The organism is Rhizobium sp. C1 (assembly GCF_021026335.1).
In the GTDB taxonomy this organism is placed as follows: domain Bacteria; phylum Pseudomonadota; class Alphaproteobacteria; order Rhizobiales; family Rhizobiaceae; genus Ensifer_A.
Genome location: NZ_JAJNCY010000001.1, coordinates 1,045,170 through 1,070,798, shown reverse-complemented (window position 1 = coordinate 1,070,798; position 25,629 = coordinate 1,045,170). Strand labels below are relative to the sequence as shown.

At 60.9% G+C, this 25,629-nt stretch carries 32 protein-coding genes; 15 read left to right on the top strand and 17 right to left on the bottom strand.

Annotated elements, in window-relative coordinates; translation table 11 throughout:
• Nucleotides 1-76: 76 nt before the first annotated feature.
• From LQK83_RS05290 to rplM, 5 genes are all read right to left on the bottom strand, one after another.
• On the bottom strand, nucleotides 77-424 hold the full coding sequence (locus LQK83_RS05290) for a flagellar basal body rod C-terminal domain-containing protein (RefSeq protein WP_230836185.1): 348 nt from the start codon (nucleotides 422-424) through the stop codon (nucleotides 77-79).
• A gap of 94 nt (nucleotides 425-518) precedes the next feature.
• The gene (locus LQK83_RS05285) at nucleotides 519-854 is read right to left on the bottom strand and encodes an antibiotic biosynthesis monooxygenase family protein (RefSeq protein WP_230836184.1); all 336 of its coding nucleotides are present in this window, start codon (nucleotides 852-854) and stop codon (nucleotides 519-521) included.
• Between the two features lie 13 nt (nucleotides 855-867).
• On the bottom strand, nucleotides 868-1,491 hold the full coding sequence (locus LQK83_RS05280; protein ID WP_230836183.1) for a hypothetical protein: 624 nt from the start codon (nucleotides 1,489-1,491) through the stop codon (nucleotides 868-870).
• Nucleotides 1,492-1,629: 138 nt separating this feature from the next.
• Nucleotides 1,630-2,100: a 30S ribosomal protein S9 gene (gene rpsI, locus LQK83_RS05275; RefSeq protein WP_112695409.1), complete on the bottom strand. Its 471-nt coding sequence runs from the start codon at nucleotides 2,098-2,100 to the stop codon at nucleotides 1,630-1,632.
• A 2-nt stretch (nucleotides 2,101-2,102) separates the two neighbouring features.
• A complete protein-coding gene (gene rplM / locus LQK83_RS05270) occupies nucleotides 2,103-2,567 on the bottom strand; it encodes a 50S ribosomal protein L13 (RefSeq protein ID WP_112695410.1) in 465 nt (154 codons plus the stop codon).
• A gap of 414 nt (nucleotides 2,568-2,981) precedes the next feature.
• Between rplM and LQK83_RS05265 the strand changes: the two genes are divergently transcribed.
• Entirely contained in the window at nucleotides 2,982-3,380 is a 399-nt protein-coding gene (locus tag LQK83_RS05265; RefSeq protein ID WP_230836182.1) for a hypothetical protein, read from the top strand.
• 39 nt (nucleotides 3,381-3,419) lie between these two features.
• On the opposite strand, the gene LQK83_RS05260 is transcribed toward LQK83_RS05265, so the two are convergent.
• Nucleotides 3,420-3,845 carry a PaaI family thioesterase gene (locus LQK83_RS05260; RefSeq protein ID WP_230836181.1) on the bottom strand — a complete coding sequence of 142 codons (426 nt, stop codon included), beginning with the start codon at nucleotides 3,843-3,845 and terminating at the stop codon, nucleotides 3,420-3,422.
• 79 nt (nucleotides 3,846-3,924) lie between these two features.
• Here LQK83_RS05260 and LQK83_RS05255 point away from each other — a divergent pair, with 79 nt between their 5' ends.
• Nucleotides 3,925-4,746: an enoyl-CoA hydratase gene (locus LQK83_RS05255; protein WP_230836180.1), complete on the top strand. Its 822-nt coding sequence runs from the start codon at nucleotides 3,925-3,927 to the stop codon at nucleotides 4,744-4,746.
• Here the strand turns inward: LQK83_RS05255 and LQK83_RS05250 are convergent.
• Nucleotides 4,722-5,696, bottom strand: coding sequence for a helix-turn-helix transcriptional regulator (locus LQK83_RS05250; RefSeq protein ID WP_230836179.1), 975 nt, complete (start codon nucleotides 5,694-5,696; stop codon nucleotides 4,722-4,724). The genes LQK83_RS05255 and LQK83_RS05250 overlap by 25 nt on opposite strands.
• A gap of 111 nt (nucleotides 5,697-5,807) precedes the next feature.
• Here LQK83_RS05250 and LQK83_RS05245 point away from each other — a divergent pair, with 111 nt between their 5' ends.
• Together LQK83_RS05245 and LQK83_RS05240 are read left to right on the top strand one after the other, a co-directional pair.
• Nucleotides 5,808-6,452 (top strand): glutathione S-transferase family protein, encoded by a 645-nt coding sequence (locus LQK83_RS05245; RefSeq protein ID WP_230836178.1) that lies wholly within the window; start codon nucleotides 5,808-5,810, stop codon nucleotides 6,450-6,452.
• A 117-nt stretch (nucleotides 6,453-6,569) separates the two neighbouring features.
• Nucleotides 6,570-7,001 (top strand): VOC family protein, encoded by a 432-nt coding sequence (locus LQK83_RS05240; RefSeq protein WP_230836177.1) that lies wholly within the window; start codon nucleotides 6,570-6,572, stop codon nucleotides 6,999-7,001.
• 2 nt (nucleotides 7,002-7,003) lie between these two features.
• Here LQK83_RS05240 and LQK83_RS05235 read toward each other — a convergent pair whose 3' ends face one another.
• On the bottom strand, nucleotides 7,004-7,342 hold the full coding sequence (locus LQK83_RS05235) for a hypothetical protein (protein WP_230836176.1): 339 nt from the start codon (nucleotides 7,340-7,342) through the stop codon (nucleotides 7,004-7,006).
• A 101-nt stretch (nucleotides 7,343-7,443) separates the two neighbouring features.
• On the opposite strand from LQK83_RS05235, the gene LQK83_RS05230 reads away from it, so the two are divergent.
• On the top strand, nucleotides 7,444-7,872 hold the full coding sequence (locus LQK83_RS05230; protein ID WP_230836175.1) for a CoA-binding protein: 429 nt from the start codon (nucleotides 7,444-7,446) through the stop codon (nucleotides 7,870-7,872).
• A gap of 33 nt (nucleotides 7,873-7,905) precedes the next feature.
• Here the strand turns inward: LQK83_RS05230 and LQK83_RS05225 are convergent, their stop codons facing one another.
• Entirely contained in the window at nucleotides 7,906-8,346 is a 441-nt protein-coding gene (locus LQK83_RS05225) for a hypothetical protein (RefSeq protein ID WP_230836174.1), read from the bottom strand.
• 244 nt (nucleotides 8,347-8,590) lie between these two features.
• Here LQK83_RS05225 and LQK83_RS05220 point away from each other — a divergent pair, with 244 nt between their 5' ends.
• The 5 genes from LQK83_RS05220 to LQK83_RS05200 all read left to right on the top strand — a co-directional run bounded on the left by LQK83_RS05220 (nucleotide 8,591) and on the right by LQK83_RS05200 (nucleotide 12,532).
• A complete protein-coding gene (locus tag LQK83_RS05220; protein WP_230836173.1) occupies nucleotides 8,591-9,874 on the top strand; it encodes an O-acetylhomoserine aminocarboxypropyltransferase in 1,284 nt (427 codons plus the stop codon).
• A 25-nt stretch (nucleotides 9,875-9,899) separates the two neighbouring features.
• Nucleotides 9,900-10,244: a cupin domain-containing protein gene (locus tag LQK83_RS05215; protein ID WP_230836172.1), complete on the top strand. Its 345-nt coding sequence runs from the start codon at nucleotides 9,900-9,902 to the stop codon at nucleotides 10,242-10,244.
• Between the two features lie 64 nt (nucleotides 10,245-10,308).
• A complete protein-coding gene (locus tag LQK83_RS05210) occupies nucleotides 10,309-10,710 on the top strand; it encodes a MarR family winged helix-turn-helix transcriptional regulator (RefSeq protein ID WP_230836171.1) in 402 nt (133 codons plus the stop codon).
• Nucleotides 10,711-10,756: 46 nt separating this feature from the next.
• On the top strand, nucleotides 10,757-12,052 hold the full coding sequence (locus LQK83_RS05205) for an MFS transporter (protein WP_230836170.1): 1,296 nt from the start codon (nucleotides 10,757-10,759) through the stop codon (nucleotides 12,050-12,052).
• Between the two features lie 72 nt (nucleotides 12,053-12,124).
• Nucleotides 12,125-12,532, top strand: a complete 408-nt coding sequence (locus tag LQK83_RS05200; protein ID WP_230836169.1) for a low affinity iron permease family protein — start codon at nucleotides 12,125-12,127, stop codon at nucleotides 12,530-12,532.
• A gap of 10 nt (nucleotides 12,533-12,542) precedes the next feature.
• Here the strand turns inward: LQK83_RS05200 and LQK83_RS05195 are convergent, their stop codons facing one another.
• A complete protein-coding gene (locus LQK83_RS05195) occupies nucleotides 12,543-13,244 on the bottom strand; it encodes an LrgB family protein (RefSeq protein WP_230836168.1) in 702 nt (233 codons plus the stop codon).
• The gene (locus tag LQK83_RS05190) at nucleotides 13,228-13,650 is read right to left on the bottom strand and encodes a CidA/LrgA family protein (protein WP_230836167.1); all 423 of its coding nucleotides are present in this window, start codon (nucleotides 13,648-13,650) and stop codon (nucleotides 13,228-13,230) included. The genes LQK83_RS05195 and LQK83_RS05190 overlap by 17 nt, the downstream gene beginning before the upstream one ends.
• 97 nt (nucleotides 13,651-13,747) lie before the next feature.
• On the opposite strand from LQK83_RS05190, the gene LQK83_RS05185 reads away from it, so the two are divergent.
• Nucleotides 13,748-14,641, top strand: coding sequence for a LysR family transcriptional regulator (locus LQK83_RS05185; protein ID WP_230836166.1), 894 nt, complete (start codon nucleotides 13,748-13,750; stop codon nucleotides 14,639-14,641).
• Here LQK83_RS05185 and LQK83_RS05180 read toward each other — a convergent pair.
• Nucleotides 14,633-15,877 (bottom strand): cytochrome P450, encoded by a 1,245-nt coding sequence (locus tag LQK83_RS05180; protein ID WP_230836165.1) that lies wholly within the window; start codon nucleotides 15,875-15,877, stop codon nucleotides 14,633-14,635. The two genes, LQK83_RS05185 and LQK83_RS05180, sit on opposite strands and share 9 nt — an antisense overlap.
• A gap of 3 nt (nucleotides 15,878-15,880) precedes the next feature.
• Nucleotides 15,881-16,270 carry an acyl-CoA thioesterase gene (locus tag LQK83_RS05175; protein ID WP_230836164.1) on the bottom strand — a complete coding sequence of 130 codons (390 nt, stop codon included), beginning with the start codon at nucleotides 16,268-16,270 and terminating at the stop codon, nucleotides 15,881-15,883.
• 208 nt (nucleotides 16,271-16,478) lie between these two features.
• On the opposite strand from LQK83_RS05175, the gene LQK83_RS05170 reads away from it, so the two are divergent.
• Nucleotides 16,479-18,917 carry a beta-glucosidase gene (locus LQK83_RS05170; protein ID WP_230836327.1) on the top strand — a complete coding sequence of 813 codons (2,439 nt, stop codon included), beginning with the start codon at nucleotides 16,479-16,481 and terminating at the stop codon, nucleotides 18,915-18,917.
• Nucleotides 18,918-19,202: 285 nt separating this feature from the next.
• A complete protein-coding gene (locus LQK83_RS05165; protein ID WP_230836163.1) occupies nucleotides 19,203-20,396 on the top strand; it encodes an extensin-like domain-containing protein in 1,194 nt (397 codons plus the stop codon).
• Between the two features lie 342 nt (nucleotides 20,397-20,738).
• Here the strand turns inward: LQK83_RS05165 and LQK83_RS05160 are convergent, their stop codons facing one another.
• The 3 genes from LQK83_RS05160 to LQK83_RS05150 are packed head-to-tail and all read right to left on the bottom strand — an operon-like array spanning nucleotide 20,739 to nucleotide 22,480.
• Nucleotides 20,739-21,437 (bottom strand): retropepsin-like aspartic protease family protein, encoded by a 699-nt coding sequence (locus LQK83_RS05160; RefSeq protein WP_230836162.1) that lies wholly within the window; start codon nucleotides 21,435-21,437, stop codon nucleotides 20,739-20,741.
• Nucleotides 21,434-21,658, bottom strand: a complete 225-nt coding sequence (locus LQK83_RS05155; RefSeq protein WP_230836161.1) for a DUF1289 domain-containing protein — start codon at nucleotides 21,656-21,658, stop codon at nucleotides 21,434-21,436. The genes LQK83_RS05160 and LQK83_RS05155 overlap by 4 nt, the downstream gene beginning before the upstream one ends.
• A gap of 39 nt (nucleotides 21,659-21,697) precedes the next feature.
• Nucleotides 21,698-22,480 (bottom strand): adenosylcobinamide-GDP ribazoletransferase, encoded by a 783-nt coding sequence (locus LQK83_RS05150; protein ID WP_230836160.1) that lies wholly within the window; start codon nucleotides 22,478-22,480, stop codon nucleotides 21,698-21,700.
• Nucleotides 22,481-22,611: 131 nt separating this feature from the next.
• On the opposite strand from LQK83_RS05150, the gene cobT reads away from it, so the two are divergent.
• Both cobT and LQK83_RS05140 read left to right on the top strand, forming a co-directional pair.
• Nucleotides 22,612-23,628 carry a nicotinate-nucleotide--dimethylbenzimidazole phosphoribosyltransferase gene (gene cobT, locus LQK83_RS05145; RefSeq protein ID WP_230836159.1) on the top strand — a complete coding sequence of 339 codons (1,017 nt, stop codon included), beginning with the start codon at nucleotides 22,612-22,614 and terminating at the stop codon, nucleotides 23,626-23,628.
• 2 nt (nucleotides 23,629-23,630) lie between these two features.
• Nucleotides 23,631-24,020, top strand: a complete 390-nt coding sequence (locus tag LQK83_RS05140) for a diacylglycerol kinase (RefSeq protein ID WP_230836158.1) — start codon at nucleotides 23,631-23,633, stop codon at nucleotides 24,018-24,020.
• An 8-nt stretch (nucleotides 24,021-24,028) separates the two neighbouring features.
• Here the strand turns inward: LQK83_RS05140 and LQK83_RS05135 are convergent, their stop codons facing one another.
• Entirely contained in the window at nucleotides 24,029-25,495 is a 1,467-nt protein-coding gene (locus LQK83_RS05135) for a sensor histidine kinase (RefSeq protein WP_442966703.1), read from the bottom strand.
• Nucleotides 25,496-25,629: the final 134 nt, after the last annotated feature.

The following is a 25,629-nucleotide window of genomic DNA, read 5'->3' as shown; positions in this document are numbered from 1 at the left end:
CTGATATATAGCGCCTTCTACAGGGCGACAATGGCGCTCATGTGAATGGATGCATGGCGAATGAGAATGATTGCGGCTACCGGTGGTCGCCGTCGTTGTCGCGTACCATGGTTGAGAGCGCCTCCCACATGTCGGCGCCAGCTTCGAAGACCGAGACATTGGCCTTGTAGGCTGTGGTCGTTTCGATCATGTCCACGGCTTCCTGCGCCAGATCGACATTGGAACTGTCAGGCGAAGTGCCCGTGCCCGACTTTGCCGTCGAAGCAGTGACCCCGCCGCCCGCATTGCTCTTCGTGCTTGTCACCAGCCGGTCATAGCCGGGCGTGAGCGCATTCGCCACGTTGTTCGCGGTCGAGGCGGCGCGCTGCTGCTGTGCGAGCATGCCCGAAAGAGCGGTGTTCATGGCGGCGGAAATGGAACTCATGGCTGACATCCGGAGCTTTGATCCGTATCATGATAGCCAATCTCCGTAAGCAAATACTGAAGCCGATACGAGGCATTTGAGCGAAGCCGGCGTCTCAGTCTGCCCTGCTGAACCCGTAAGCGCGCTCGACCCGGGCGATCCGCATTTCGTATGTTCGATACCAGTCCTGCCGCCCGAGCTTCTGTGCGACGAGATGATCGACATTGCGCTTCCAGGCCCGGATTGAGTCTTCATCCTTCCAGTACGAGTTCGTAATCCCGAACCCATCCGCGCCACGCGCGCTCTCCACGCCGAGAAAACCCGGCTGCTCATGCGCCAGGCGCTCCATGGCATCCGCCATCTCGCCATAGCCACGATCGCCTTCGGTGCGCTGCGAGGAGAAGCAGACCACATAATAGGGCGGCTCGGGAAGCTGGGCGTGATTGGTCATCCGCTCTCGCCGGTCACTTGAGGAAAGCATCGGCCGCCGCGCGTTGCTGCGGCGAGGGCATGACGCCCAGATAGGTCAGCATCTCGTCGCGCAGTTCGGGCTCGCTGCGCAGCCGCTCGTATGGAACGACGAGATAGCCGTAGTTGTTTTCATGCAGCCACGTATAGGTCATGCCATAGACCAGCCGCGCGCCGGCCTCGCCATAGGACTGGGCCCAGTTGCGCCGCGCGCGGGTCGCCTCGATCTTCTCGAAGGGGCGACTCACGACGACGATGCGGCAGTCCGGCTCGATCTTCATGATGACCGGCAGCATGAAGGATTGCAGCGCGTGCTTGAGCACAATGAAGCGGTGCCCCGCTTCTGCGGCCTTCTGCCGCTGCTTGGCGATCCAGCCTGCGAAGAAGGGCTCGAAGGCGCTCGCCCGCGGTGTCGGCTGCAGCGTGTCTTCATCAATGCAAAGGCCGAGCACCTGCTTGTATTCGGCCGGCTCATAGGCATTCGGCGTGCGCTCGTCGACGGTGTGAACATGCGGTGGGCAGGAATAGGCCCCGCATTTGTCGAGATAGCCAGCCACCGATGTGGAGCCCGAACTCCAGGAAGCCAGAACGAGGATGATCTTGACGTCTTCCGCCTGCACGCGTGCGAATCTCCATGGGTACTCATGAGAATTTCGCAGTTGAACCTTTCGTCAGGCCATTCCCGCACAAAGAAAAGGCATAACAAAAAAAGGGCCGCCCTGGGGCAGCCCTTTCGAAAGTCGAATGTTTGAAAGCGATTAGCGCTTGGAGAACTGGAACGAACGGCGGGCCTTGGCCTTACCGTACTTCTTACGTTCAACAACGCGGCTGTCGCGCGTCAGGAAGCCGCCCTTCTTCAGAACCGCGCGCAGGCCCGGTTCGAAGTAGGTGAGCGCCTTAGAGATGCCGTGACGAACGGCACCGGCCTGACCGGAAAGACCACCGCCAGCAACCGTGGCGACGATGTCGATCTGGCCGCCGCGGGCAGCAGCAACGAGCGGCTGCTGCAGGATCATCTGCAGAACCGGACGTGCGAAATAGGCGCTGTAGTCCTTGCCGTTGACGATGATCTTGCCGGAGCCGGCCTTGACCCATACGCGAGCAACAGCGTCCTTACGCTTGCCGGTGGCATAGGAGCGGCCCTGAGCATCGACCTTGCGGACGTGTGCCGGAGCAGCAGCAGCCTCGGAAGAGCCTGCGAGGGACTTGAGAGCAGAAAGGTCAGCCATGATCAGGCGCTCCTGGTGTTCTTGGAATTCAGCGCGGCAACGTCAAGCGTGACGGGCTGCTGTGCTTCGTGCGGATGGTTGGTGCCGGCGTAAACGCGCAGGTTCTTCATCTGGCGACGGCCGAGCGGGCCGCGCGGGATCATGCGCTCAACTGCCTTCTCGATGACGCGTTCCGGGAACTTGCCTTCGATGATCTGGCGAGCCGTACGCTCCTTGATGCCGCCCGGGTAGCCGGTGTGCCAGTAGTACTTCTTGTCGGTGTACTTCTTGCCGGTCAGGACTGCCTTTTCGGCATTGATGACGATGACGTTGTCGCCGTCGTCAACATGGGGGGTATAGGTGGCCTTGGTCTTGCCGCGGAGGTGCATGGCAATGATGGTGGCGAGGCGGCCGACGACAAGCCCTTCGGCGTCGATCAGGATCCACTTCTTCTCCACCTCGGCAGGCTTCTGCATGAAGGTAGACATATCGGGTCTCTTTCGTTCGATCTCCGGAAACCGGAGCGTTTCTTGTTGCTTGAATTGGCAGCAAGCCACCAATAATGAAAGCGGCCCCATTCGGGACCGCGTTTCTGTGCGGGCTTATATCTGTGGGCGGAGGAGGCGTCAACACGGGTTAATCTGAGGAGTGAAAAAATAAATAAATAAAATCAATTGGTTAAATATAAGGTATTATATTACCACATAATTGGTCTGATTTCCCGCTGAATTGCTGACTATTTTGTTCAATTTCAAAGGGCGTAGCAGCCGCATTTTTCATCCAGGTCTGCCGCCCGACGCAGGCCTTTCAAATACAGAATATATTCGAGACGTCAGGTTCAAGAACGGGACTTGATCCGTTAGGAGTTTCTGGCGTTACAGGCGGATATTGGGAGAGTTTTCGTGCCTAGTTCAATCTGGAAGACCTTTCTCATCAGCCTGACGCTCGTCTTCGCGATGAGTTCTGCAGGCCGTGCGGCGCAGCTCTTTACAGGGCGATGGCACAATTCCGAAGGGCAGCCTGTGTCGATTGGAGTTGTCCAAGACGGTGAGACGGTTGCGCTCTTTAGTGAGGCTGGCTGGGCAATGTTATTGCTCGCCCCGGATTCCGGCGGAATGCTGGCGTCAGGCCAAGGCAAATGGAGCTTCAACGATAGCTCGTCCGCCACGGTAGACGTCACAATCGGATATCGCGACGACCGCCTGTATCTCTCCATTGTGTCAAAGGATGAGAGTGGTCACTCCGCGTATAAGATTATTCTGGATCGGATCGAACTGAGGCTTCCCAACCGAAGGATTTGAAGGCTTCTGGACTAACCCCGATTGTGTTCCAGGTTCTGTCTACTTTCCGGGCTGCGAATAGGTCGCCGTGGCGTGCGCGATGAGTTCGCGGGTGTCCACGCGTTCGATGGCGATTTCGATCACCGACAGTCTCTTGCCGATCTTCAGCACGCGGCCCACGCCGTCGAGCGGGACCGGATCGGGGCGGCTGAGGAAGTTGATATTCATGTTCGCCGTCACCGCCATGGCGACCGGACCGATATGGGCGAGCAGCGTGACATAGGCGCCGACATCGGCGAGCGCGAACATGGCCGGTCCGCTCACCGTGCCGCCGGGGCGCAGATGCATTTCGTTCGGCGTGAACCGCAGGGTCGCGGTGCCGGAAGCCACGTTGATGACCTCGAAGATGCGCCCCTGGCTGTGCACCTGCGGGAATTCCCGCTCCAGAAATTCGTTGATCTGCTCGGCCGTCAGCACGGGTGTCATTGCGGTCTCCTCCGGTTTATAACAGAAATGCATAAGCGATTTTTGTTCAACTATAAACAATTATATCCGGAGGAACCCTATGGCAGACGTCGTATCCCTGAAAGCCGATGGCGCTCCGAGCCCGCTGATCATCGAGGAGGCAGACGGGATCTTGCGGCTGACGCTGAATTCGCCGCCGGCCAACGCGCTCTCCATTGCGATGATGGAAACGTTGAAGGCGGAGATCCTTCGGGCAGGGGCCGACAAGGCGGTCCGCGTGATCATCCTCGCCGCACGCGGCAAGGTCTTCTGCGCCGGCCATGACCTGAAGGAAATGACTGCGCATCGCGCCGATGCCGACCGGGGCCGGGCCTTCTTCGAGAAGACCTTCGCACTTTGCGCCGACCTCATGCTGACGATCACCCATTGCCCGAAGCCGGTCATCGCCGAAATCGAGGGACTGGCAACGGCCGCCGGTTGCCAGCTCGTCGCGACCTGTGACCTCGCCATCTGCACCGACAAGGCCACCTTCTGCACGCCGGGCGTCAATATCGGTCTGTTCTGCTCGACGCCGATGGTCGCGGTTTCGCGCGCCGCGCATCGCAAGCAGGCGATGGAAATGCTGCTGACGGGCGAGACGATCGACGCCAGCAACGCCAAGGATTTCGGCCTCGTCAACCGCATCGTGCCGAAGGAATATCTGCGCCAGGTCGTCGACAAATATGCCGCCGTCATCGCCTCCAAATCGCCGCTGACGCTCAAGATCGGCAAGGAAGCCTTCTACCGCCAGATCGATATGCCGCTGGAGGAGGCCTATGCCTATACCGGCCGCGTGATGACGGAAAACATGCTGGCCCGCGATGCGGAGGAGGGCATCGGCGCCTTCCTCGACAAGCGTCACCCGGAATGGACCGGCGAATAAATCGCCACCATCTTCGCGGCCATCTCGGCCACCATCTCACGCAGCTCCTGTGGCTCGAGCACTTCGATCTCGGGCCCCAGCCGCAGGAATTCGGTCGCCGCCTGCCGCGTCGAGCCGGTGGGGACGGTCGCCTCACGCCAGCCGTCGGGGCCCGGCTCGCCCATCTCCATCCGACGGTTCGCATAGCCGCTGTTGAAATAGGGCAGCATCTGCGCGCCCCATTTCGACAGCCGGACACGGGCGACATTCGGATGCATCTCCGCATCCAGCCGCTCGGTGCTTTCGCCCCAGTGGGCGGCCAGATCGAAATCGCGCGGCGGCTCGAAGGTCTCGTCTGTAACGATCAGGTCGAGGATGCGGGCGATGCGATAGTTGAGCATGGCATCCCTGGAGCGTGCGACAAGATACCAGGCGCCGCCTTTCAGCACGAGACCAAGCGGCTGCGTCTCGATCGTCTTTTCCTTGCGCCAGGTCTGATAGCGCATGCGGATAACCTTGTGATTCCACACCGCATCCGTAATCGCTTCCAGATGCGCCGGCTGCTCGCCTTCGCCAAACCACGCCACCGTGTCGAGATGAAACCGGCTGCGCATGGCCGACGCACTCTTGCGCAGGTCTTCGGGCAGGGCGACCGCCAGTTTCTTCTCCGCACTCGCCATCACCGCGCCGAGCCCGAGATCGGCGGCGGGGCCGGGGAGGCCGCTCAGGAACAGCGCCTCCGCCTCCTTGGTCGAAAGCCCGTTCAGCCGCACGCGATAGCCATCGAGCAGCCGATAGCCGCCGTCCGGCCCGCGCTCGCTATAGACCGGAATGCCGGCCAGCGAGAGCTGGTCGATGTCGCGATAGATCGTGCGCAGCGACACACCGTTTTCCTCGCTGAGTTCGGTGGCCGTCACGAGTCCACGCGCCTGCAGCGTTGTGAGGATGTTGATGAGGCGGCTGGCGCGCATGGTTCAGGGCTTCCGATTTTTTGTCATCATGCGCCGACTAATATGACATATTCTGACAGGTATGGGGCGCTAGCCTGACATGATCGTCAATCAAGCGAGGAGAGAGACACCATGACAAGCACCGACCGCGTCACGCTTCACTACATGCCGCAAACCCGCGCCGCCGGCACGCGCATCATTCTGGAAGAACTCGGCGCGCCCTATGACCTGCATGTCATGAATATGAAGGCGGGAGAAAACCGCGAGCCCGGCTATCTGTCGATCAATCCGCTCGGCAAGGTGCCGGCCATCGAGCATCGCGGCAAGCTGGTGACGGAACAGATCGCGATTGCGATTTATCTCGGCGATCTCTTCCCGCAGGCTGGTCTGACGCCGGCCGTGGACGTTCCTGATCGTGGCCCCTATCTGCGCTGGCTCGTCTATTATGCCGCCTGCTTCGAGCCGGCGCTCATGGACAAGTTCCGCAATGTCGATCCCGGCCCGATCACGCAGTCGGTCTATGGAAGCTATGATCTGATGCTCGACACGCTGGAGGGTGCGCTGTCCAACGGACCTTATATTCTGGGCGACCGCCTCAGCCTCGCCGATATCCAGTGGGGCGTAGCGCTTCGATGGACAATGATGTTCGGCATCGTGCCCGAGCGCCCGCGCTTCGTCGAATATCGTGATAGCCTCATCGCGCGTCCGGCCTTCGCCAAGGTCTGGAACGAGGATGCCGTGTTGGCGGAGCAGCATGCGGCCGAGGCGCGGGCCTGACGTGACACAGACGAACAGGGCAGCGGACGATGGCGATCTGCCCGCCGTCGTTCTGCCGTCTTGCAAGATGAGACTCTTCGCTCTATGGTTCACGCATGTGAACAGAAGGAGAACGAATTGTCTCTTGATCCGCGTATTTCCCTCATCACCCTCGGGGTGGAGGATGTTGAGCGCTCGACGGAGTTCTACGAGCGGCTGGGCTGGAAGAAGAGTTCGGCGTCTCAGGATGCCATCACCTTCATCCAGTTGAAGGGGACCGTGCTCGCCCTGTTTTCGCGCGCCTCGCTGGCAGAGGATGCGCATGTGGAGAATACTCCGAAAGGTTTTTCCGGCGTCACGCTCGCCCACAATGTGTCCAGCGAAACCGGTGTGGATGCCGTCTACAAGTTCGCACTGTCCTGCGGCGCCACGCAGGTCAAGCCGCCGGAGAAAGTCTTCTGGGGTGGCTATTCAGGCTATTTCGCCGATCCCGACGGCCATCTTTGGGAAGTCGCCTACAATCCCTTTGTGCAGCAAGACGCGTCTGGCCATCTGGTCCTGGCGGATTGAGCTTAAGGGCGGCAGAAGACGGAAAAGATATCATCGCAGGGGTCCGGTTCATCGATGCAATGCAGAACCGGGCACTGGCCGTTTGCCGAGGGGATGGTGACCTCTTCGGGAACCTGATGCGGGCCGCAATAGGCGCCGCTGCGAACATAGCGGTCATAAAGCGGCAGGTTCGCGACACGCTTGGAAGGGTAACGGAAAATCGCGGCCTTTTCGCGCGCTAGAATCCCTTGAATGCGTTCGCAGCGCATTCCGGTCGAATTATAGCGTGAGATCGCGCCGGCCTCTCCGGCGGCCAGCGATGCGGCAAGGGCGGCGGTCGCGGCAAGCATGAACTTTATCATGGGGCGGCCCTTTCAAAGACAGTCTCGAATTTCGATATGAACGAAATGAGGCGCCAAAGTGTTCCTGAAGCGTGACAGAAACTCCACCGTCAGAGGCAGACATGACCCACGATCATTATCCCGATACGCTCATCCGTGACATCCTGACCTCGACAAGGACCATTGCGCTTGTCGGCGCGTCGCCCAAGCCGGAACGCCCGAGTTATCGCGTGATGGCGACGCTTCTGAAGCATGGCTACACGGTGATCCCGGTCAATCCCGGTCAGGCGGGCAAGGATATTCACGGCCAGACTGTGGTCGCCCGGCTTTCCGATATCGATGTTCCCGTCGACATGATCGACGTCTTTCGTGCACCCGCGGAGATGGACAGCGTGGTGGATGACGTTTTCAGCATGAAAACGCTTCCGAAATATATCTGGGGCCAGCTCGGTGTGCGCAACGACGCGGCTGCCGCGCGCGCTGAGGAGAGGGGCGTGACGGTCATTATGGACAGGTGTCCGGCGATCGAGATCCCCCGGCTTGGTCTGTGAAAGGGGCAGCCCCTGAAAACGGCCGTCTGACGATCAATCTGTCTGGAATTCGGGATGCGCGCGCAGCTCGCTCATCGTTTCATGGTTGGGGCAGAAATGCGTATAGTTCTCGCGCATCGTCCCCGCATTGAGTTCTGAGCGGCATCGCGCCTTGTCCTCGCAAAGCGCGCATGAGGCCTGCAGGCCGCGATAAAGGCCGGGCTCGTCGTAATGAACGGCGTCCGGATCGATATTCAGCGCGCGCATCAGATATTCCATGTCATCTGCGGCGGCGGCACCATTCCGGATGACGGCCAGCAGCATCTGGGTGTTGACGCCGACATCGGTTGCGAGTTCGGATAACCCATGTTCACCCAGCGCAGAAAGCTCGCCGAGTTCGCGCGCGATCTCCTGACGCTCCTGCCACCATGTCCGAACACGGCCCCGCAGACTGTGAAAAACATTGTATTCCTGCTTGGCCATGGTGTGCGGCATAGGCGTCTCCCCGGGATTTTCATTCGGACATGATCCCAGATGCGGAACTGTCCCGCCTTGATCCTGATCAAGATCAGGCATGTTGAACGAGGCGCGGCCGCTCCATTTCAGCAGGGCCGCCCCGACTTGCTGTCGCTTTCCAATTCTGCCGGCTGTTTTAGACAATAAATCCTCGCGACGCGTGAAATGACCTGCTACCCGTTACGCATCGGTTTCAAGAAACGTCTCTTTGGGAGGATCAAGCATGACCGTCACCACTCCGGGATTTTCCACGCTTGCCGTTCACGCCGGGGCCAAACCTGACCCGACCACGGGCGCGCGCACCACACCGATCTACCAGACGACCAGCTTTGTCTTTAACGATGCGGATCATGCCGCAGCGCTCTTCGGGCTGCAGCAGTTCGGCAATATTTACACCCGCATCATGAACCCGACCCAGGCGGTTCTGGAAGAAAAGGTAGCGGCCCTTGAAGGTGGTACCGCGGCACTTGCGACGGCGTCCGGCCATGCCGCGCAGCTTCTGATCTTCCATACGATCATGCAGCCGGGCAAGAATTTCGTCGCGGCCAAGCGCCTCTATGGCGGCTCGATCAACCAGTTCGGCCATGCTTTCAAGAGCTTCGGCTGGCAGGTGCGCTGGGCCGATCCCTTCGATCTCGCCGAACTCGAGCGCCAGATTGATGCCGATACCCGTGCCGTCTTCATCGAAAGCCTTGCCAACCCGGGCGGCACCTTTGTCGATATCGCCGCGATCGCCGAAGTCGCTCACAGGCACGGCCTGCCGCTCATCGTCGACAACACGATGGCGACGCCTTACCTCGTGCGCCCGCTGGAACATGGGGCAGACATCGTCGTGCATTCGCTCACCAAGTTCATGGGCGGCCACGGCAACTCCATGGGTGGTATCCTCGTTGATGGCGGCACGTTTGACTGGTCGAAATCCGGCAACTATCCGATGCTCTCCGAGCCGCGCCCGGAATATAACGGCATGATCCTCCATCAGGTCTTCGGCAATTTCGCCTTCGCGATCGCCGCCCGCGTTCTCGGCCTCCGCGATTTCGGCCCGTCGATCTCGCCCTTCAACGCCTTCCAGCTTCTGACCGGCATCGAGACGCTGCCGCTGCGCATGCAGCGCCATTGCGAAAACGCCCTGCAGGTCGCAAGCTGGCTGAAGGCCCATGAGAAGGTCAGCTGGGTCTCCTATTCCGGCCTGCCGGACGACCCGAACAATGCGCTGCAGAAGCGCTACGCGCCGAAGGGCGCCGGCGCGGTCTTCACCTTCGGCCTGAAGGGTGGTTATGCCGCCGGCAAGACCTTTGTGGAAGGCCTCAAGCTCTTCTCGCATCTCGCCAATATCGGCGACACGCGTTCGCTCGTCATCCACCCGGCTTCGACCACGCACAAGCAGCTGACGGAAGCCCAGCAGATTGCCGCCGGCGCGGGTCCCGATGTCGTTCGCTTGTCGATCGGCATCGAGGACGTCGCCGACATCGTCGCCGACCTCGAACAGTCGCTGGCGGCTGTGTGAAACCACGAAGTCGCCGGAGAGTGACATGACGAAAGCCTATAAGTTCGACCTTTCGACAATCGAGCCGGAGCAGGGCGCACCCACGCCCGACCGGCTCATCTCCGGCGATCCGCGCTTCATGACCTGGAATTTCGAAGAGGCTGACGGCGGCATTTATGCCGGCGTCTGGCAGGCAACGCCCGGGAAGTGGCGCGTCGTCTATGAGGAGTGGGAATATTTCCACATTCTCGAGGGTCATTCGATCCTGACGCAAGAGGGCGGCGAAGCGGTGCATCTCAAGGCCGGCGACAGCATGATCGTTCGCCCAGGCTTCAACGGAACATGGGAAGTCGTCGAGACGACCCGCAAGGACTACGTCATCCGCCTTTAGGCCCCGGCCAGGCCGCGAAATGCCGCGGCTTGCATTCGTTAAATTGCAGGTATATACCCGCATCATGACTCATTCGTGTTACTGCATCGCGTTGCGCAAACTCTCCCGTCGTCTGACCGCTGTCTACGACGAGGCGTTTGCGCCGTTGGGCATCACGGTGTCGCAGTTCAGCCAGTTGCGCCATATCCGGCACAAGCAACCGGTCTCGCTGACGGAACTGGGCGCGCTTCAGGATCTGGATCGTTCGACGGTCGGACGCAACACGAAAGTCCTGCATCGGATGGGCCTCGTGTCCATGGCGGCATCCGAAGAGGATCAGCGTGAAACCGTGCTGTCCTTGACTGACGAGGGCAGGGCGCTCCTGAAGCAGGCAACGCCGATCTGGAATGACGTGCAGGCCCGCATCGAGACCAAGCTCGAAGCTGCGGAATTCGATCGCCTCCTCGGGGCGCTTGGGGACTTGTAATTTTTGCGCAGATGCGGGCATATACCCGCATAACAGGAGAGACGAGATGTCAAAGCGCGCGGCTGCATTTCTGGCGGCAAGAGGCATACACTATGGTTGGCTGGTCATCGGCATCACCTTCCTGACCATGCTGGCCACGGCCGGTGCGATGGGCTCCGCCGGCGTTCTGATCCGCCCGCTGAGCGCCGAATTCGGCTGGACGACGGAACAAATCTCCGCCGCCATGGCGATCCGCCTCGTTCTCTTCGGCCTGCTCGGGCCGTTTGCCGCGGTCTTCATGAACCAGTTCGGCATCCGCGCGGTCGTCGCGACCGCCGCCGGTCTGATTTCGCTCGGCATTCTGTGTTCGCTCTTCATGACGCAGCTCTGGCAGCTTATGCTCTTCTGGGGCCTTTTTGTCGGCATTGGCACGGGCCTTACGGCACTGGTTCTCGGCGCGACGGTCGCCACGCGCTGGTTCGAGGCACGCCGCGGCCTCGTCGTCGGTCTCATGACCGTGAGCAATGCGACGGGGCAGCTTATCTTCCTGCCGGTTCTCGCAAGCCTCACCGAGCATTACGGCTGGCGCACCGCGCTCTCCCTCATGGTGATCGTGCTGGCGCTTTCCATCGTGCTGATGCTCACCTTCATGCGCAACTATCCGGCGGATGTCGGCCTGGCTCCCTTCGGCGGCAAGGCGATCGAACCGCCGCCCGCCCGGGCGGCCTCCTTTGGCGAATTGATCATGTCGCCGCTCGTGGTCCTCAAGGGCGCCATCGGCAAGCCGGTCTTCTGGGCACTGTTCTTCTCGTTCTTCGTCTGCGGCCTCAGCACCAACGGGCTCGTGCAGACGCACTGGATCTCGATCTGCGGCGATTTCGGTATTCTGCCGGTTGCGGCTGCCGGACTGCTGGCAACCATCGGCATTTTCGATTTCATCGGCACGCTGGGCGCCGGCTGGCTCTCCGACCGTTTCGACAATCGCTGGCTGCTCTTCTGGTTCTATGGCCTGCGCGGCCTGTCGCTGATCGCGCTCTCCATGTCCGGCTTCGACTATGTCACGCTGTCGCTCTTTGCCGTCTTCTACGGTCTCGACTGGGTTGCGACCGTCCCGCCGACGGTCAAGCTGACGGTGGCGAATTTCGGTCGCCAGCAGGCCAACATCGTGTTCGGCTGGGTTTTTGCCGCCCACCAGATTGGCGCGGCCACGGCCACCTTCGGCGCGGGCTTTATCCGCACCGACTATGCGACCTTCATGCCGGCCGTCTATATCGCCGGCTTTGCCTGCCTGATTGCGGCGCTCGTGGTTCTCGGCATCAATCGCGGCCGCAAGCCGGGAACGCTATCGAGTCAGCCCGCCTGATACGCTTGCGCATTGGAACAAGCTAATAAACAAAACGTTTCTCCCTGGACCTATACCGGGGAGAAACACAACATGGCTGATGTCACAAAGCTGTTTTCGAAATTCGCAACAAAGACCTCGAAACTTGCCGGCAAGCCAGCGACATTCGTTCTTGCGGTGACGCTGGTCGTTGCTTGGGCGGTCACAGGACCGCTCTTCGGTTTCTCGGATGTGTGGCAGCTCGTTATCAACACCTCGACAACGATCATCACATTTCTCATGATCTTCGTTCTTCAAAACTCCCAGAATCGCGACAGCGAAGCGATTCAGGCAAAGCTCGATGAGCTGATTCTTGTCGGGGCAGCCCATAATCGCCTTATCGGCGCGGAAAAGCTGGATGAGCATGAGCTCGACAAGCTCAAGAAGGAGATCGAGGCGCAGGCCGAAGAGATTGGCGAAGAACCTGAGGAACTTGCTGAAAAGATCGGCCTGCGCCGCTAGCCGCAAAGGCTCAGCGCAGCAGAATGCTGAGTACCGGCGCGAAGAGCACGTTCACCAACCCGACCAGAACCATGACGAGGCTGGCAATCGAGCCTTCTTCGTTGCCGATCTGATTGGCGCGCGCAACGCCTGCACCGTGCGCGCCCATGCCGAAGAGCGCGCCCCGTGCCATCGCGGATTTGAGCGGCAGGACATTCATCAGAAGATCGCCCAAAGCAGCGCCCAGGACGCCGGTGACGACCACGAAGATGGCCGTCAGATCCGGGACGCCGCCGATATCCTTGGAAACGGTCATGGCAAAGGGTGTGCTGAACGAACGCGCCATGAGGCTGAGCCGCAGGGTGCCGTCAATGCTCAGCAGACTTGCAAGTCCCCAGGCGGAGATCATGGCCGTGGTGCTGCCGACGACGACGCCGAAAGCGAGCGCCGGCCAATAGCGTCGGATCGTGGCGCGTTGCTCGTAGATCGGCACGGCAAAGGCGACCGTCGCCGGCCCAAGCATGGCAACCAGCCAATGCGTGACGTGAATATACTGCGTGTAGCTCTGCTTCAGGACCAGCGCGAGCGCGATCAGAACCACCGGAGCGATCAGCAGCGGCGACAGCCAGGGGCTCGGCCAGCGCCGATAGACCTGACGTGCCGCGAGATAGACACCGATCGTGGCGGCAGGCCAGAACATGCTGGCCAGAATGGTTTCAATGAGCGCGGGCATGGCTTTCTCCAAACCGCATCATCAGGCGGTAGCTGACATCGACGGCAAGCGCCGTCACGATCATGACCGTGGCCGCGCCGACCAGAATCACGGCAAAAATCTTCAGGCCGAGCAGGCCGAGGAATTCGCGGTGGTCGAGGACGGCCAGAACCGCCGGAATGAAGAAAAGCAGCATTTCAGCCAGAAGAAATTTCGCGCCGCTGCGCAGGCTGACAATGTTGATGCGGCCGGTTGCAAGCAGAGCCAGAACGAAAAACAGCCCGATGACGCTGCCCGGAACCGGAAGATTGAAAAGATGGACGACGGCTTCGCCGGCCTGCCAGATGAGAATGAGCAGGGCGATCTGCATCACGGCGCTGACATGCATCATCCGGCGGACGGAGAGTGTGATCTGGCGCGTTGTCATCGGGGTGGCTCCTTGTTTCGTGCTGGAAATATATGTTGCACTGCGATATGAGTAAAATGAATTGATGTCATAAAGATAAGTCTTTATTGGAATAGATATGGATCTGCGAGTGCTGCGCATCTTCACCGAGGTCATCCGGCAGGGCGGCTTTTCACAGGCCGGCAAGACGGTCTTCCTCACCCAATCGGCCATCAGTAAGTCCGTGCGGCAACTGGAGGAGGAACTCGGCTTTCCGCTCATCGACAGGTCGGGCCCCAAGCCGGCGCTCACGGATGCGGGGCGGGTGGCCTTTCGCCACGCCCAGACCATGCTCACCCAGCGCGAGGACCTTCTGACGGAGCTTTCGGAACTGAAGGGATTGAAGCGCGGCGCCCTGCGCCTTGGTCTGCCGCCTATCGGCAGCGATATCCTGTTTGCGCCGATCTTCGCGGAATATCGCAGCCGCCACCCGGACATCGAAATTCAACTGGTCGAGCATGGCAGCCGGCGGCTGGAGGAAATGGTGCTGGCAGGCGAAGTTGATCTCGGCGCGTCACTGCTGCCCGTCCCGGGTGCGCTCGACTGGCAGGAGGTCACGCGCGAGCCGCTTCACGTCCTCATCGCCGAAAACCATCCACTGGCCGGACGGCGTGAAATTGCGCTGGCGGAATTGAAGGAGATGCCGCTCATCTTCTTCGACAGCGGCTTTGCGCTCAATCCCATCATCCTGGAGGGCTGTCGCGAGGCGGGGTTCGAACCGGCCATTGCGGCGCGCAGCGGCCAGATCAATTTCATCGTCGAACTGGTCGGCGCGGGCCTCGGCGTCGGCTTCTTGCCGCGCCTGATCGCAGACCTGCGCGTACGCCCGGGCGTGGTCCACATTCCCGTTCATTCGCCCGCAATGAACTGGCATATGGCTTGGGTTTGGCGTCGTGGCGGCTATCTTTCCTTTGCCGCCAAGGCCTGGCTGGATCTCGCGCGCGAGATCACCATGCCCGACGCGTCACCATGAAAGCCGCAAGGTTTCCAGACCGTGGAAGTGATAGACATCCTTGACCTGCGGCTCTTCTGCAAGGCGTAAGCCGGGAAGCCGGTCGAAGAGGATGGGCAGAACTGTGTTCATCTCCAGCCGCGCCAGCGGCGCGCCGATGCAGAAATGGATGCCCGCCCCGAAGGAGAGGTTCTGGCCCTCGTCGCGTTCCGGCTTGAAGCTCAGCGGCTCGCGAAACTTCGCGGGGTCGAGATTGGCAGCGGCGAGAATCAGTCCGATCTTCTCGCCCTTTCTGAAACTCAGCCCCTGTACTTCGACATCCTCCAGCGCCCAGCGCTCGAAGATATGCACCGGCGCCGAGATGCGGAAGCATTCCTCCACCAGCCGCTCGGTCGCGGTCTCGTCACGTGTCAGCGACTTCGGGTCGAGCCCGCTCTGCAGAATGATGTTCACCGCATTGCCGATCTGGTGGACGGTCGCCTCATGGCCGGCATTCAGCAGCACGATGGTCGTGGACACCAGCTCCTCTTCGGTCAGATATTGTCCGTCGCGCGCCGGCTGCAGCATGAGGCTCAACAGATCGTCCTGAGGGTTGGCACGCTTCTCGGCCGCGAGTTTGACGACATAATCGGCGAATTCCTTGGCGGCCCTGTTGGCACGCGCCTCGTCCTCCGCCGTGCGGCCGAACTGGTACATGCGGACATAGTCATGCGACCAGTCGAGCAATTGACGGCACATGTCATCCGGTACGCCAATCATGCGGGCAATCACCGTCACCGGCACGATTTCGGCAAAGGCGGAGAGCAGCTCGACTTCGCCCTTCGGCCCGAACCCCTCGATCAGCTGATGCGCAAGCGCCGCGATCTCCGGACGCAGCTTCTCGATATGGCGCGAGACGAAGGCGCGGTTGACCAGGGTGCGCAGCCGCGTGTGCTCCGGCGGCTCAAGCTCCAGCAGCGATTTCGATTCGGCGCGGTCGAAATCCGCAAGCTTCGGATCTGCCGCCCCGAGCCCTGCGTCTTCGCGGCTCATGATATGTGTGATCTGCCGGCCGAAGCGCCGGTCGCGCAAAAGCGCGTTCACCGCGTCATAGCGCGTGAAGTACCATTGCTTCTGTTCGCGCCAGTAAAACGCCGGACCGATGTCGATCAGCGCAGCGTAGGCCGGATTGGGGTTGCGGTAGAAACCGGGATGACGGGCATCGAGCGAGACTTCGGCGGTTGCCGGATCGATGGACAGAAATTCTTGCACGGTCATGTCTCAGACTTCCGGCGGAACCGGCGTCGGCTTGCCGTCCTTGTCCAGTGCCACCATGATGAAGATGGCATCCGTCACGCGCTCCATCCGGTCACTGAGATAGCGCTGGGCCCAGGCTTCGACCTGCAGGGTGATCGAAGTGCGCCCGACCGACTGGATGTGGGAATAGATGCACAGCGTGTCGCCGATCTTCACCGGCATGGCGAAGGCCATTTCCTTGACGGCGGCGGTGACCACGCGGCCCTTGGCGCGCTCGGCCGCACGAATGCCGCAGGCAAGGTCCATCTGGGCCATCACCCAGCCGCCGAAAATGTCGCCGGCAGCATTGGCATCGCCCGGCATGGCCAGCGTTCTCAGCGTCAATTCACCCTTCGGTCCGACCGTATCCGACATCTCATTCTCCGCGATTCTTCAAGGGTTTGAGCATTGCTTGACACCGCCTCCAAGTCAATTTCGAGGCATCGCCTTCCGCCACAAGATTGAAATGGCAGGTTGATACGGTTAAACAGTCCATCCCTAAAACGTTTCAGCTGAACGCTGGAACCGACAGCCGCGCAAGCGGCAGGAGGTAGCCTTGGCCGTTGATAACCTGCTGGCAAAGATGACACTTGAAGAGCAGGTCGCCCTGCTGTCGGGCGCTGATTTCTGGACCACCGCTGCGATCCCGCGGCTTAAAATTCCGAAGATCAAGGTGACGGACGGCCCCAATGGCGCACGCGGCGCCGGCTCGCTGGTCGGCGGCATCAAATCGGCCTGTTTTCCTTGCGCGATCTCCATCGGTTCGAGCTTTGATCCCGCGCTGGCGCGCGCCATCGGCAAGGCGCTGGCGGAGGAGGCGAAGTCGAAATCCGCGCGCGTACTTCTTGCTCCAACGGTCAACATCCATCGCTCCGGTCTCAATGGCCGCAATTTTGAATGTTATTCCGAAGACCCGTTTCTGACCGCCGAAATGGCTGTCGGTTATATCGAAGGCGTCCAGGGCGAGGGGATCGCCGCAACGATCAAGCATTTCGTCGGAAACGAATCGGAGATCGAGCGCTTCACCATGTCCTCGGACATCGGCGAGCGGGCCTTGCGGGAACTCTATTTTCCGCCGTTTGAAGCGGCGGTCAAGCGCGCAGGTGTGCGCGCCATCATGTCCTCCTACAATCGCCTCAACGGCACCTTCACCAGCGAGCATCACTGGCTGCTGACGCAGGTTCTGCGCGTCGAATGGGGCTTTGACGGCGTCGTCATGTCCGACTGGTTCGGATCTCATTCGACGGTTGCGTCGGTGGCGGCAGGCCTCGATCTCGAAATGCCCGGCCCGACGCGCGATCGTGGCGAAAAGCTTGTGGCGGCAGTCAAGAACGGCGAGATCGACGCCTCCAGGGTGAAGGACTCGGCAGGCCGCATTCTCGACCTGCTCCGCTGGACCGGCGCCTTCACCGACTCCGAAATGCATCCGGAAATTGCCGAGGACCGTCCGGAGCATCGCGCGCTCATCCGGCGCGCCGGCGCCGAAGGCACGGTTCTCCTCAAGAACAACGGTGTTCTGCCGCTCAGCAAGTCCGATCCGGGAACGATTGCCATTCTCGGGCCGAATTCTGCCGAGGCGCGGATCATGGGCGGCGGGTCCGCGCAGATCAATGCGCATTATTCGGTATCGCCCCTTGAGGGAATCAAGAAGGCGCTGACGGGCTCCAACGCGATTTTTCACGTCAAGAGTGTCTCCAACAACCGTCTGGTCACGCTGCACCGCGGTCCTGTCCATATCGATTATTTCAACTCTATCGACCTGTCGGGCCCGCCGGTTCACGCCGAGGATATTGATCTGTCCGAACGCTTCTGGATGGACCCGATCAGCAAGACTTTCGATATCAACGCCTTTTCCGCGCGGATTGTCTTCAGCTACACCCCCGAGGCCGACGGCGAGCATGTCTTCGGGCTCGTGTCCGCCGGCCGCTCGCGGCTGAAAGTGGGCAGCCAGCAGGTGATCGAAAACTGGGACAGCTGGCAACGCGGTTCGAATTATTTCACCGCCGGAAATGATGAGGTTCGCCGCGCCGTGACCCTGGAGGCGGGTGTGCCCGTGCAGGTCGTCGCGGAGTTTCGCTCCCCGGTGCCCGGCGACGGCGGTCTGCGTCTCAACGCAATCCGCATTGGCGTCGAATTGCCGCTGGGCGAGGCGGAGTTTGAAGAGGCGCTGAAAAAGGCGGAAGCCTGTGACACGGCCATCATCTTTGCCGGGCGAGAGGGTGAATGGGACACGGAAGGCAACGATCTGCCGGATCTGCGCCTGCCGGGGCGTCAGGATGAACTGATTGCCCGTGTCGCCGCCGTCAACCCGAAGACAATCGTCGTCCTTCAGACCGGTGGCCCGGTGGAAATGCCGTGGATCGAGGACGTGGCTGCCGTCATGCAATGCTGGTATCCGGGACAGGAGGCCGGCAATGCGATTGCCGACGTGCTTTTCGGCTTCGCCGAGCCCGGCGGACGGCTGCCGCAGACCTTCCCCGTGAAGCTCGAGGACAATTCCGCGATCACCGGCGATCCGCTTGTCTATCCGGGTAAGGATGGTCATGTGGAATACCGTGAAGGCGTGTTCGTCGGATATCGCCATCATGACACGCGCGGGATCAAGACGCTCTTTCCCTTCGGTCACGGTCTTTCCTATACGACCTTCGCCTGGGGCCGCCCGAAGATCAGCGCCGAAACGATCGGTTCCGACGGGGTCAAGGTGACGCTGAACGTGACGAACACTGGCAAGCGGGCAGGGGCGGATGTCGTGCAGCTTTATGTGCGCGCGCTTGCACCCAAGGTCGAGCGGCCCGACAAGGAGCTGCGCGCCTTCCGCAAGGTCAGGATCGGTGCCGGCGAGGCAAAGCAGGTCGATCTGTGCATAACGCTGCGCGATCTCTGCCGCTTCGATGAAGAGGCGCGCTGCTTCGTGGCCGATGCCGGTGAATACGAGGCGGTCATTGCGGCGAGCGCCGAGGATATCCGCCACACCTGCCGCTTCCATCTGGACCATGACTGGAAACTTCCCGTCAGCGGCTGAGACCTGACGCTCCTCCCCGGGCGGGCGTACCGCGCCTGTCCGTCTGCCTGTTCGGCTGTTTCCAAAGGCCCCGACACGCTGCAGTAGCGATGCCGGCAGCAGGCCTTTGCCATTCTCCTCGTTATCTCCGGCCAGTGACAGAAAGGTATCGTTTACCATTCGTTGCTAGCCTTTTTACTCATACGAAGGCGGTATCGGCGAAGACCCGCTGCGCCTGAATGATGCTCGCAAGAACCTCGGTCACAGACATCGGCGGCGTGTTGCGAGCCCGCGTCTGGAAGAGAGATGAGTATGGTGTTCTCGACTTCTATCGCGCGAAACGCGGCGTCTGTGGCGCTGATCTGCCTCGTCCTGCCGGGCTGCTACGATCCCGATCCCATGTCGGTCGCCGATATCGGCGCGCGGGGCAAAACCCACGCCGTCCCATTGGCGCCGGTCAAGTCAGCCTCGCGGACCATGAGCTATCCGGTTCTGGAGGGGCCGGTCGGCAAGCTTCAGCGCAACCAGCAAACCGCTAGCCTCGAGCGGGAGGCTGTCCAGAATCCGGATATGATTTCTTCCGGAGCTCAAGCGGATTCGCAGGCCATGCAGCCCTTGCCAGAGACAAACGCATCGGAGGCGCAGCCCAAGGCGAACGAAGTCGACATGGACAAGCTTTTCGGCTTTTCCGGTCAATCATCCCAAGGTGAGACGACTGAGGAAGGGGAAACTGCCCGGCAGGGACAGGCTCCCCAACTGGTCGAAGGCGATGTCGACGCGCCGGTGGTCGATGGAATAGGAACCGACAATCTCCGTCAGGTCTCATCGAGCCGCAGCCTTCCGGTTGACGAAGCCGTCGCGCGGCCTGCCGAGGTGAAGGAGCAAAAGGTCGCCTATATCCCGCGCTTCAATAACCCGATCTCCGTTCCCGAAAGCCAGGGTGGCATGCCGGTCTCGGAAAAGAGCTGCCGTCAGCTGCTTCAAAAGCTGGGCGTCGGCTATACCGATATTCCGGCGATCCATGATGGCCCAAGCTGCGGCATCGACTATCCGGTTCAGGTCCAATCGATCAACGGCGTTCGCATTCTGCCCGCTGCCAAGCTCAACTGCGGGATGGCTGTCACGTTTGCCCGCTGGGTCCGCGACGACCTGGTGCCGACGGCGCGCATCCGCTATTTTTCCGGGGTCAACACGATCCGGCAGATGTCGTCCTATTCCTGCCGCCCAATGAATTCCAGGCGCGGCAATCCGTGGTCCGAGCATGCCAAGGGCAATGCTATCGATGTGGGGCAGATCATCCTGAACAACGGCGAGGGAATTGATGTGCGCAAGCCGGGCTTCTTTTCCTTCCGGCAGAAGGGCCTGCTGAATTCGGTGCGAGCCGATTCCTGCAAGTATTTTAATACGGTCTTGGGTCCGGGAGACCCTTACCACGGTGACCACTTCCACTTCGATCTGCGCAGCCGCAAGTCCGGCCGGCGTTATTGCAGTCTCGACTGAACCCTCACAAAAAAAGAGGCCGGAAAAACCGGCCTCAAAGTGTGCTTGTGACGATGGGGGCGCCAAAGCGGTGCAAACACCGATTCCGGAGCGGGGCCGGAAGAAAACTCGAAAGCGTTTGCAAGAGTTCAATATTGGCTCAATGCTGCAATTGAATGACAGAGATGACGTTAATAGGTTCAATCTGCGGAAATTTCTTTTTCGATCCCATGTAATGACAGGAGGGACTGTCCCGTTATACCATAGCGCGAAGATGGGTCAGTTCTCTCGCAAAGGGTCCTTCCCCCGGTACAGCACGGAAGTGGCGACCACCGAAGGCCCTGATATCTGCAGGTCTGCAGATCAGTCCATCAGGCGCATTTCGTTGGGTTGAATGCGGACCGCAGACAGTGACGACAGATAGTTCATGCCGAGCAGGCTGGTGTCGAGACGCCCCTCCTGCGCTACGGCAGCCGCGATATTCTTACGCACGATCGGGCCAATCGCCAGCTCCGGAATGGTGACCGGGGCAGCCTCCGCCGTTCCGTTCGCCGTCGTCACGGGCATCGAAAATCGTAGCGTCTCCGGTTTGAGGCCGATCTTTTTCGCGTCTTCCCAGGTCAGCGTAACCTGACTTGCGCCCGTGTCTATCAGCATGGGCAGACGCTTGCCGTCGACTTCGGCATTGACCGCGAAGTGGCCGCCTTCTGTCCTGCGGATCACCACTTCGCTCTCGCCGTTAATGCCTGTCAGCACAACAGAGTGACCGGGCATCAGTTCTGCCAGAATACGTCGCCCGGCATGCTTTGCCTCGTCGCCGTAGACATAGACTCCGACAAAAAACAACGCGATCAGGGTCCAGATAGCGAGATAGGTCAGGTTTCGGCCGATATGTCGCCGTGTGGTGACGATGCCAGCCCCGATCATGATGGCGATGGGCATAAGGTAGATGAAATTCCCGAAGTCGTCGTTGCTCATTCCCAAGATCGGGGCGCCGCCGTGATTGAGCAGCAGCACCGCAAGACCGATCCCCAGAATGGCAAGAACGACGAAGAGCTTCATGATGAGGCAGATCCGCGCTCTGAAAGCATCCGCCGCCGGGTCACCCGTCGCGGCTTGCGCTCGACGGTCTCCAGCCGGCCCGGCAACTGCTCCATCAGGCTTCGCCGTTCAACATCCGTCATCTCGATCCAGCCGGCGATTTCGTCGCGCGTACGCCCGCAGCCGAAACAGTAGCCGGTCTTGTCATCGATGGAGCAGACGAGAATGCAGGGTGATTCCATGAGGGGCTTCTTGATGGCTATAGAACTTATATTGGCGGATCAGGTCGTAATCACAAGAGCGACATAAAGCGCGATCTCGCAGATTTGTTCGCTCGCGCCCAGTGTATCTCCCGTATGTCCCTGAATTTTGCCACGAACAAGGCGAGCCAAAAGCCAGCTCGCAAGCATGGCGGCGAGCGCTCCGGCAAGAGCGACACCCCAGCCATAGGCGTGGATCGTCGCTACACCATAGATAAGCAGTCCGCTCGATAGCGCCACGATCACGGCCGAGCCCGACGGCTGCCCGACGGCGGCAGCAACCCCGCCGACGCGCGCGGGTGCAAGCGCCGACCAGTGCCACACCATGGCGGCGCGCGCCGCGGCGTTCACGGCGACCATGGCCAGTCCCGCCGCAACCGGGCCATGGGGCGCAAGCCCGGCCAGAGCCTCGGTCCGCAAGCCGAGCGACAGGATCAGCGCGAGGCCGCCATACGCTCCGAGCCGGCTGTCCTTCATGATCTCGAGCGCGCGCTCGCGGGTCCGCCCGCCACCAAGTCCATCGGCGCAATCGGCCAACCCGTCCTCATGCAGGCCCCCGGTCAAACCGATCTGCAACGCCAGCGCCAGAAGGGCGGAGAGTTCCGGCTTGACGCCGAGATGCAGCAGCAGGCCAAGGAGCAGGGCAGGCGGCAGGGCGATCAGTGCGCCGGCGATCGCGAAAGCGCCGCTGGTGCGGCGCATGGAGCCGTCATGACCTGCGAAAAAGCGGCCCGGAAACGGTATGCGACTCAAGAAACCGAGCGCGCGGATGATGTCTTTCAGGATGTCCTCCAGTCTGATCAAGCCTTGCTCCCGAAAATCCCCAGTGTGAGCGACGGCGCACGTCGCTTTTGCCGTTGCCTCGCAGCAGCCGGAACAATATGAAAGCGGCATCAATGCCTGCCCGAAACTGAAATGACAAGGATACTGGGTCCATGAGCGTGAGTGGATTGCCGTTCGATGATTTTCGCGAACTTCTCAACAACCTTCCAGGCCCTGATGTCCGCGCGCTGGAGGCAGCCCGCAAGCGCGATGCGCAGCTGACCAAGCCGCTGGGTTCGCTGGGCCGGCTCGAAGAGATCGCCTTCTGGCTCGCCGCCTGGTCGGGCCGTTCGCCGCAGGTCACGCGGCCGCTGGTCGCCATTTTCGCCGGCAATCACGGCGTCACGCGTCAGGGCGTTTCGCCATATCCGCCGGAAGTCACCGAGCAGATGGTGGCGAACTTCACCGCGGGCGGTGCGGCCATCAATCAAATCTGCGTGACGCATGATCTCGGCCTCAAGGTGTTCGACCTCGCGCTGCAGATCCCGACCGGCGACATCACCCAGGAAGCTGCTCTTTCGGAACGCGACTGCGCCGCCACCATGGCCTTCGGCATGGAAGGCATCGCCGGCGGCACCGATCTCCTGTGCATCGGTGAGATGGGGATCGGTAACACGACGATTGCGGCCGCTATCTTCTATGCGCTCTATGGTGGAAAGGCAGAGGATTGGGTCGGCCCGGGCACGGGAGCGGCCGGCGAGGGGCTGCAGCGCAAGATCGATGCGGTCGAACGCGCCATCGCCTTCCACAAGGATCATCTCAGCGATCCGCTCGAGGTTCTGCGCCGCGTCGGCGGCCGCGAGATTGCCGCCATGGCCGGTGCCATCCTGGCAGCCCGCGTACAGAAGATACCCGTCCTGATCGACGGTTATGTGGCGACGTCGGCCGCGGCCATCCTCAAGGCGGCCAATCCGACGGCGCTTGATCACTGCCTCATCGGCCATGTGTCCGCCGAGCCCGGCCATCTGCGCGCCATCGAGCGTCTTGGCAAGACGCCGCTGCTGGCGCTCGGCATGCGGCTGGGCGAAGGCACCGGTGCTGCACTTGCCGCAGGCATAGTCAAGGCGGCCGCCGCCTGTCACTCCGGCATGGCGACCTTCGAAGGCGCCGGCGTTACCAACAAGGCGTAAGGATGCACGGAACCGGCAAGCCGCCTTTCATCAAGGAGACGGGGTTTCGCCACTTCGTCTCGGCGGCGCGCTATTCCTGGCAGGGGTTCCTGCGCCTTCTTCACGAAGCCGCATTCCGTCAGCAGCTGGGCGGTCTCGTCCTGGGCTCCGCCCTCCTGATCGCCATCGGCACCGATTTCAGACAAATTCTGATCTTTGCCGGGCTGATGGTGCTGCTCTTCGCTTTTGAGGCGATCAACACCGCGATCGAAGAACTGGTCGATCATCTGTCGCCGGAGTTCTCCGTTTTCGGCAAGCATGCCAAGGATCTCGGTTCTCTGGCCTGCGCCTGCCTGATCGGGCTCAATGCCGCCTATCTGGTTTATCTGATTGTGGAAGCTTATCTGCGCTGAAGTGCAGATCAGGCGAAGGAGCGTTTGCGCCGATCGTTGGAATGCGCTTCCCGGACAGCAGGGACCGTCTGCAGCACCCGCTTCGGCGGCAGGATGGCAATGACTTCGGTTCCCTCGCGCAGCTTGGAGCGCAAGACAAACTCGCCGTCATGCTTTGAGAGGATGGCCTGAACGATAGGCAGGCCGAGCCCGGTTCCCTGCTCGGCGCTCTTGATGGCGATCGATCCCTGGCCGAAGGCCGAGAGCACGACGGGAATTTCCTCCTCGGGAATGCCGGGACCGTTATCGCGGATCGCCACATACTGTCCGCCGCCAGCCGTCCAGCCAAGCTTGACCGCCACTTCGCCACCCTGCGGCGTAAATTTCACGGCATTGGACAGAAGATTGAGGATCACCTGCCGGATCGACTTCTCGTCAGCCCAGACGGGCGGCAGGCTCGGTTCGAACTGTTCGGTGATGCGGATCTGTTTCGAGCGGGCGCGAAGCTGGACCATGCCGATGCAGTCCTCGGTGATCTCCGCCAGCATCACCGATTCCTCGTGCAGTTCGTAGCGCCCCGCCTCGATGCGGGAGAGATCGAGGATTTCGTTGATCAGGTTGAGCAGATGCTGGCCGGAGCGATGGATGTCGCCGACATATTCCTTGTAGATGGGGTTGGACATCGGGCCGAGAACCTCGTTGTCCATCACTTCCGAAAACCCCAGAATGGCATTCAGCGGCGTCCTCAGTTCGTGCGACATGGAGGCGAGAAATCGCGATTTCGCAAGGTTCGCCTCTTCGGCGCGGCGGCGGGCCTCGTCGGAAATCGCGTTTGCAACCTCAAGCTCTGCTATGAGATTGTCCTTCTCTGACTGGTAGGAGAGCAGCTGTATGCTGGTGCGACGCAGGCGTCCGCTGAAGAAGATGAAGAACACCATGGCCGCGGTGAACATGGCGATCAGGCCGATATCCATCGGCTCGCGGTCGCGCCAATACTGATAGACGATGGCTGCGACCGTTGGAATGAAGGTGGCAAGCACTGCGCCGTTCAGCATTGATGTCGTGAGCGCGGTCGCACTCAAAACGATCAGCAGCGCCGCCCCCTTGAAGGTCAGTGCGGACGCGGGCTCGCAGGTACTGCAGCCCTGGCTCGCGAAAAACGCCCAGCAAAGTCCGATCACGAATTGGAAGCCGAGCAGACGTCGCATCCACCGCGCTGCGGTTTCGTCCGTGACGAGCTGGCGGCTCTTGACCTGCTGGAGCGTAAAGATGTGCAGCGCGTGCAGGATCAGCGTCGCCATCATCCAGACGATGGTGTATTTGCCCATGTCGAAGGCAAGGCTGAAAGCGCCGATGCCACAGGCGAGAATGGGCACGGCTGCCGCACTGTTGAGGCTTGCATCGATGTAGAGGGTCAGGGTCTCGCGCTGGAATTGCGAGGAGCCGGAATCGCCGTTCTGCAGCCTGGCGCGGGTCTCCCGGAGCGTCCTGTTCATGCCTGCGTTGCGGCTCGCCTTGGACAAGTCCACGACGTTTTTGTCCGGAGATGTGCTGACGCGCTCGGGCATGGACTGGTACGACTTCAGACGCAGAAACTATGACCAAATTCTAACCGCAAAGAGTTAAGAAG

What these genes read in the sequence shown, in the direction of transcription:
- LQK83_RS05290 (WP_230836185.1), bottom strand. Translation starts at nt 424, where the DNA reads ATGAGTTCCATTTCCGCCGCCATGAACACCGCTCTTTCGGGCATGCTC.
- LQK83_RS05285 (WP_230836184.1), bottom strand. Translation starts at nt 854, where the DNA reads ATGACCAATCACGCCCAGCTTCCCGAGCCGCCCTATTATGTGGTCTGC.
- rpsI (WP_112695409.1), bottom strand. Translation starts at nt 2,100, where the DNA reads ATGGCTGACCTTTCTGCTCTCAAGTCCCTCGCAGGCTCTTCCGAGGCT.
- rplM (WP_112695410.1), bottom strand. Translation starts at nt 2,567, where the DNA reads ATGTCTACCTTCATGCAGAAGCCTGCCGAGGTGGAGAAGAAGTGGATC.
- LQK83_RS05260 (WP_230836181.1), bottom strand. Translation starts at nt 3,845, where the DNA reads ATGACACCCGTGCTGACGGCCGAGCAGATCAACGAATTTCTGGAGCGG.
- LQK83_RS05255 (WP_230836180.1), top strand. Translation starts at nt 3,925, where the DNA reads ATGGCAGACGTCGTATCCCTGAAAGCCGATGGCGCTCCGAGCCCGCTG.
- LQK83_RS05250 (WP_230836179.1), bottom strand. Translation starts at nt 5,696, where the DNA reads ATGCGCGCCAGCCGCCTCATCAACATCCTCACAACGCTGCAGGCGCGT.
- LQK83_RS05245 (WP_230836178.1), top strand. Translation starts at nt 5,808, where the DNA reads ATGACAAGCACCGACCGCGTCACGCTTCACTACATGCCGCAAACCCGC.
- LQK83_RS05235 (WP_230836176.1), bottom strand. Translation starts at nt 7,342, where the DNA reads ATGATAAAGTTCATGCTTGCCGCGACCGCCGCCCTTGCCGCATCGCTG.
- LQK83_RS05230 (WP_230836175.1), top strand. Translation starts at nt 7,444, where the DNA reads ATGACCCACGATCATTATCCCGATACGCTCATCCGTGACATCCTGACC.
- LQK83_RS05225 (WP_230836174.1), bottom strand. Translation starts at nt 8,346, where the DNA reads ATGCCGCACACCATGGCCAAGCAGGAATACAATGTTTTTCACAGTCTG.
- LQK83_RS05220 (WP_230836173.1), top strand. Translation starts at nt 8,591, where the DNA reads ATGACCGTCACCACTCCGGGATTTTCCACGCTTGCCGTTCACGCCGGG.
- LQK83_RS05215 (WP_230836172.1), top strand. Translation starts at nt 9,900, where the DNA reads ATGACGAAAGCCTATAAGTTCGACCTTTCGACAATCGAGCCGGAGCAG.
- LQK83_RS05210 (WP_230836171.1), top strand. Translation starts at nt 10,309, where the DNA reads ATGACTCATTCGTGTTACTGCATCGCGTTGCGCAAACTCTCCCGTCGT.
- LQK83_RS05205 (WP_230836170.1), top strand. Translation starts at nt 10,757, where the DNA reads ATGTCAAAGCGCGCGGCTGCATTTCTGGCGGCAAGAGGCATACACTAT.
- LQK83_RS05200 (WP_230836169.1), top strand. Translation starts at nt 12,125, where the DNA reads ATGGCTGATGTCACAAAGCTGTTTTCGAAATTCGCAACAAAGACCTCG.
- LQK83_RS05195 (WP_230836168.1), bottom strand. Translation starts at nt 13,244, where the DNA reads ATGCCCGCGCTCATTGAAACCATTCTGGCCAGCATGTTCTGGCCTGCC.
- LQK83_RS05190 (WP_230836167.1), bottom strand. Translation starts at nt 13,650, where the DNA reads ATGACAACGCGCCAGATCACACTCTCCGTCCGCCGGATGATGCATGTC.
- LQK83_RS05185 (WP_230836166.1), top strand. Translation starts at nt 13,748, where the DNA reads ATGGATCTGCGAGTGCTGCGCATCTTCACCGAGGTCATCCGGCAGGGC.
- LQK83_RS05180 (WP_230836165.1), bottom strand. Translation starts at nt 15,877, where the DNA reads ATGACCGTGCAAGAATTTCTGTCCATCGATCCGGCAACCGCCGAAGTC.
- LQK83_RS05175 (WP_230836164.1), bottom strand. Translation starts at nt 16,270, where the DNA reads ATGTCGGATACGGTCGGACCGAAGGGTGAATTGACGCTGAGAACGCTG.
- LQK83_RS05170 (WP_230836327.1), top strand. Translation starts at nt 16,479, where the DNA reads ATGACACTTGAAGAGCAGGTCGCCCTGCTGTCGGGCGCTGATTTCTGG.
- LQK83_RS05165 (WP_230836163.1), top strand. Translation starts at nt 19,203, where the DNA reads ATGAGTATGGTGTTCTCGACTTCTATCGCGCGAAACGCGGCGTCTGTG.
- LQK83_RS05160 (WP_230836162.1), bottom strand. Translation starts at nt 21,437, where the DNA reads ATGAAGCTCTTCGTCGTTCTTGCCATTCTGGGGATCGGTCTTGCGGTG.
- LQK83_RS05155 (WP_230836161.1), bottom strand. Translation starts at nt 21,658, where the DNA reads ATGGAATCACCCTGCATTCTCGTCTGCTCCATCGATGACAAGACCGGC.
- cobT (WP_230836159.1), top strand. Translation starts at nt 22,612, where the DNA reads ATGAGCGTGAGTGGATTGCCGTTCGATGATTTTCGCGAACTTCTCAAC.
- LQK83_RS05140 (WP_230836158.1), top strand. Translation starts at nt 23,631, where the DNA reads ATGCACGGAACCGGCAAGCCGCCTTTCATCAAGGAGACGGGGTTTCGC.
- LQK83_RS05135 (WP_442966703.1), bottom strand. Translation starts at nt 25,495, where the DNA reads ATGAACAGGACGCTCCGGGAGACCCGCGCCAGGCTGCAGAACGGCGAT.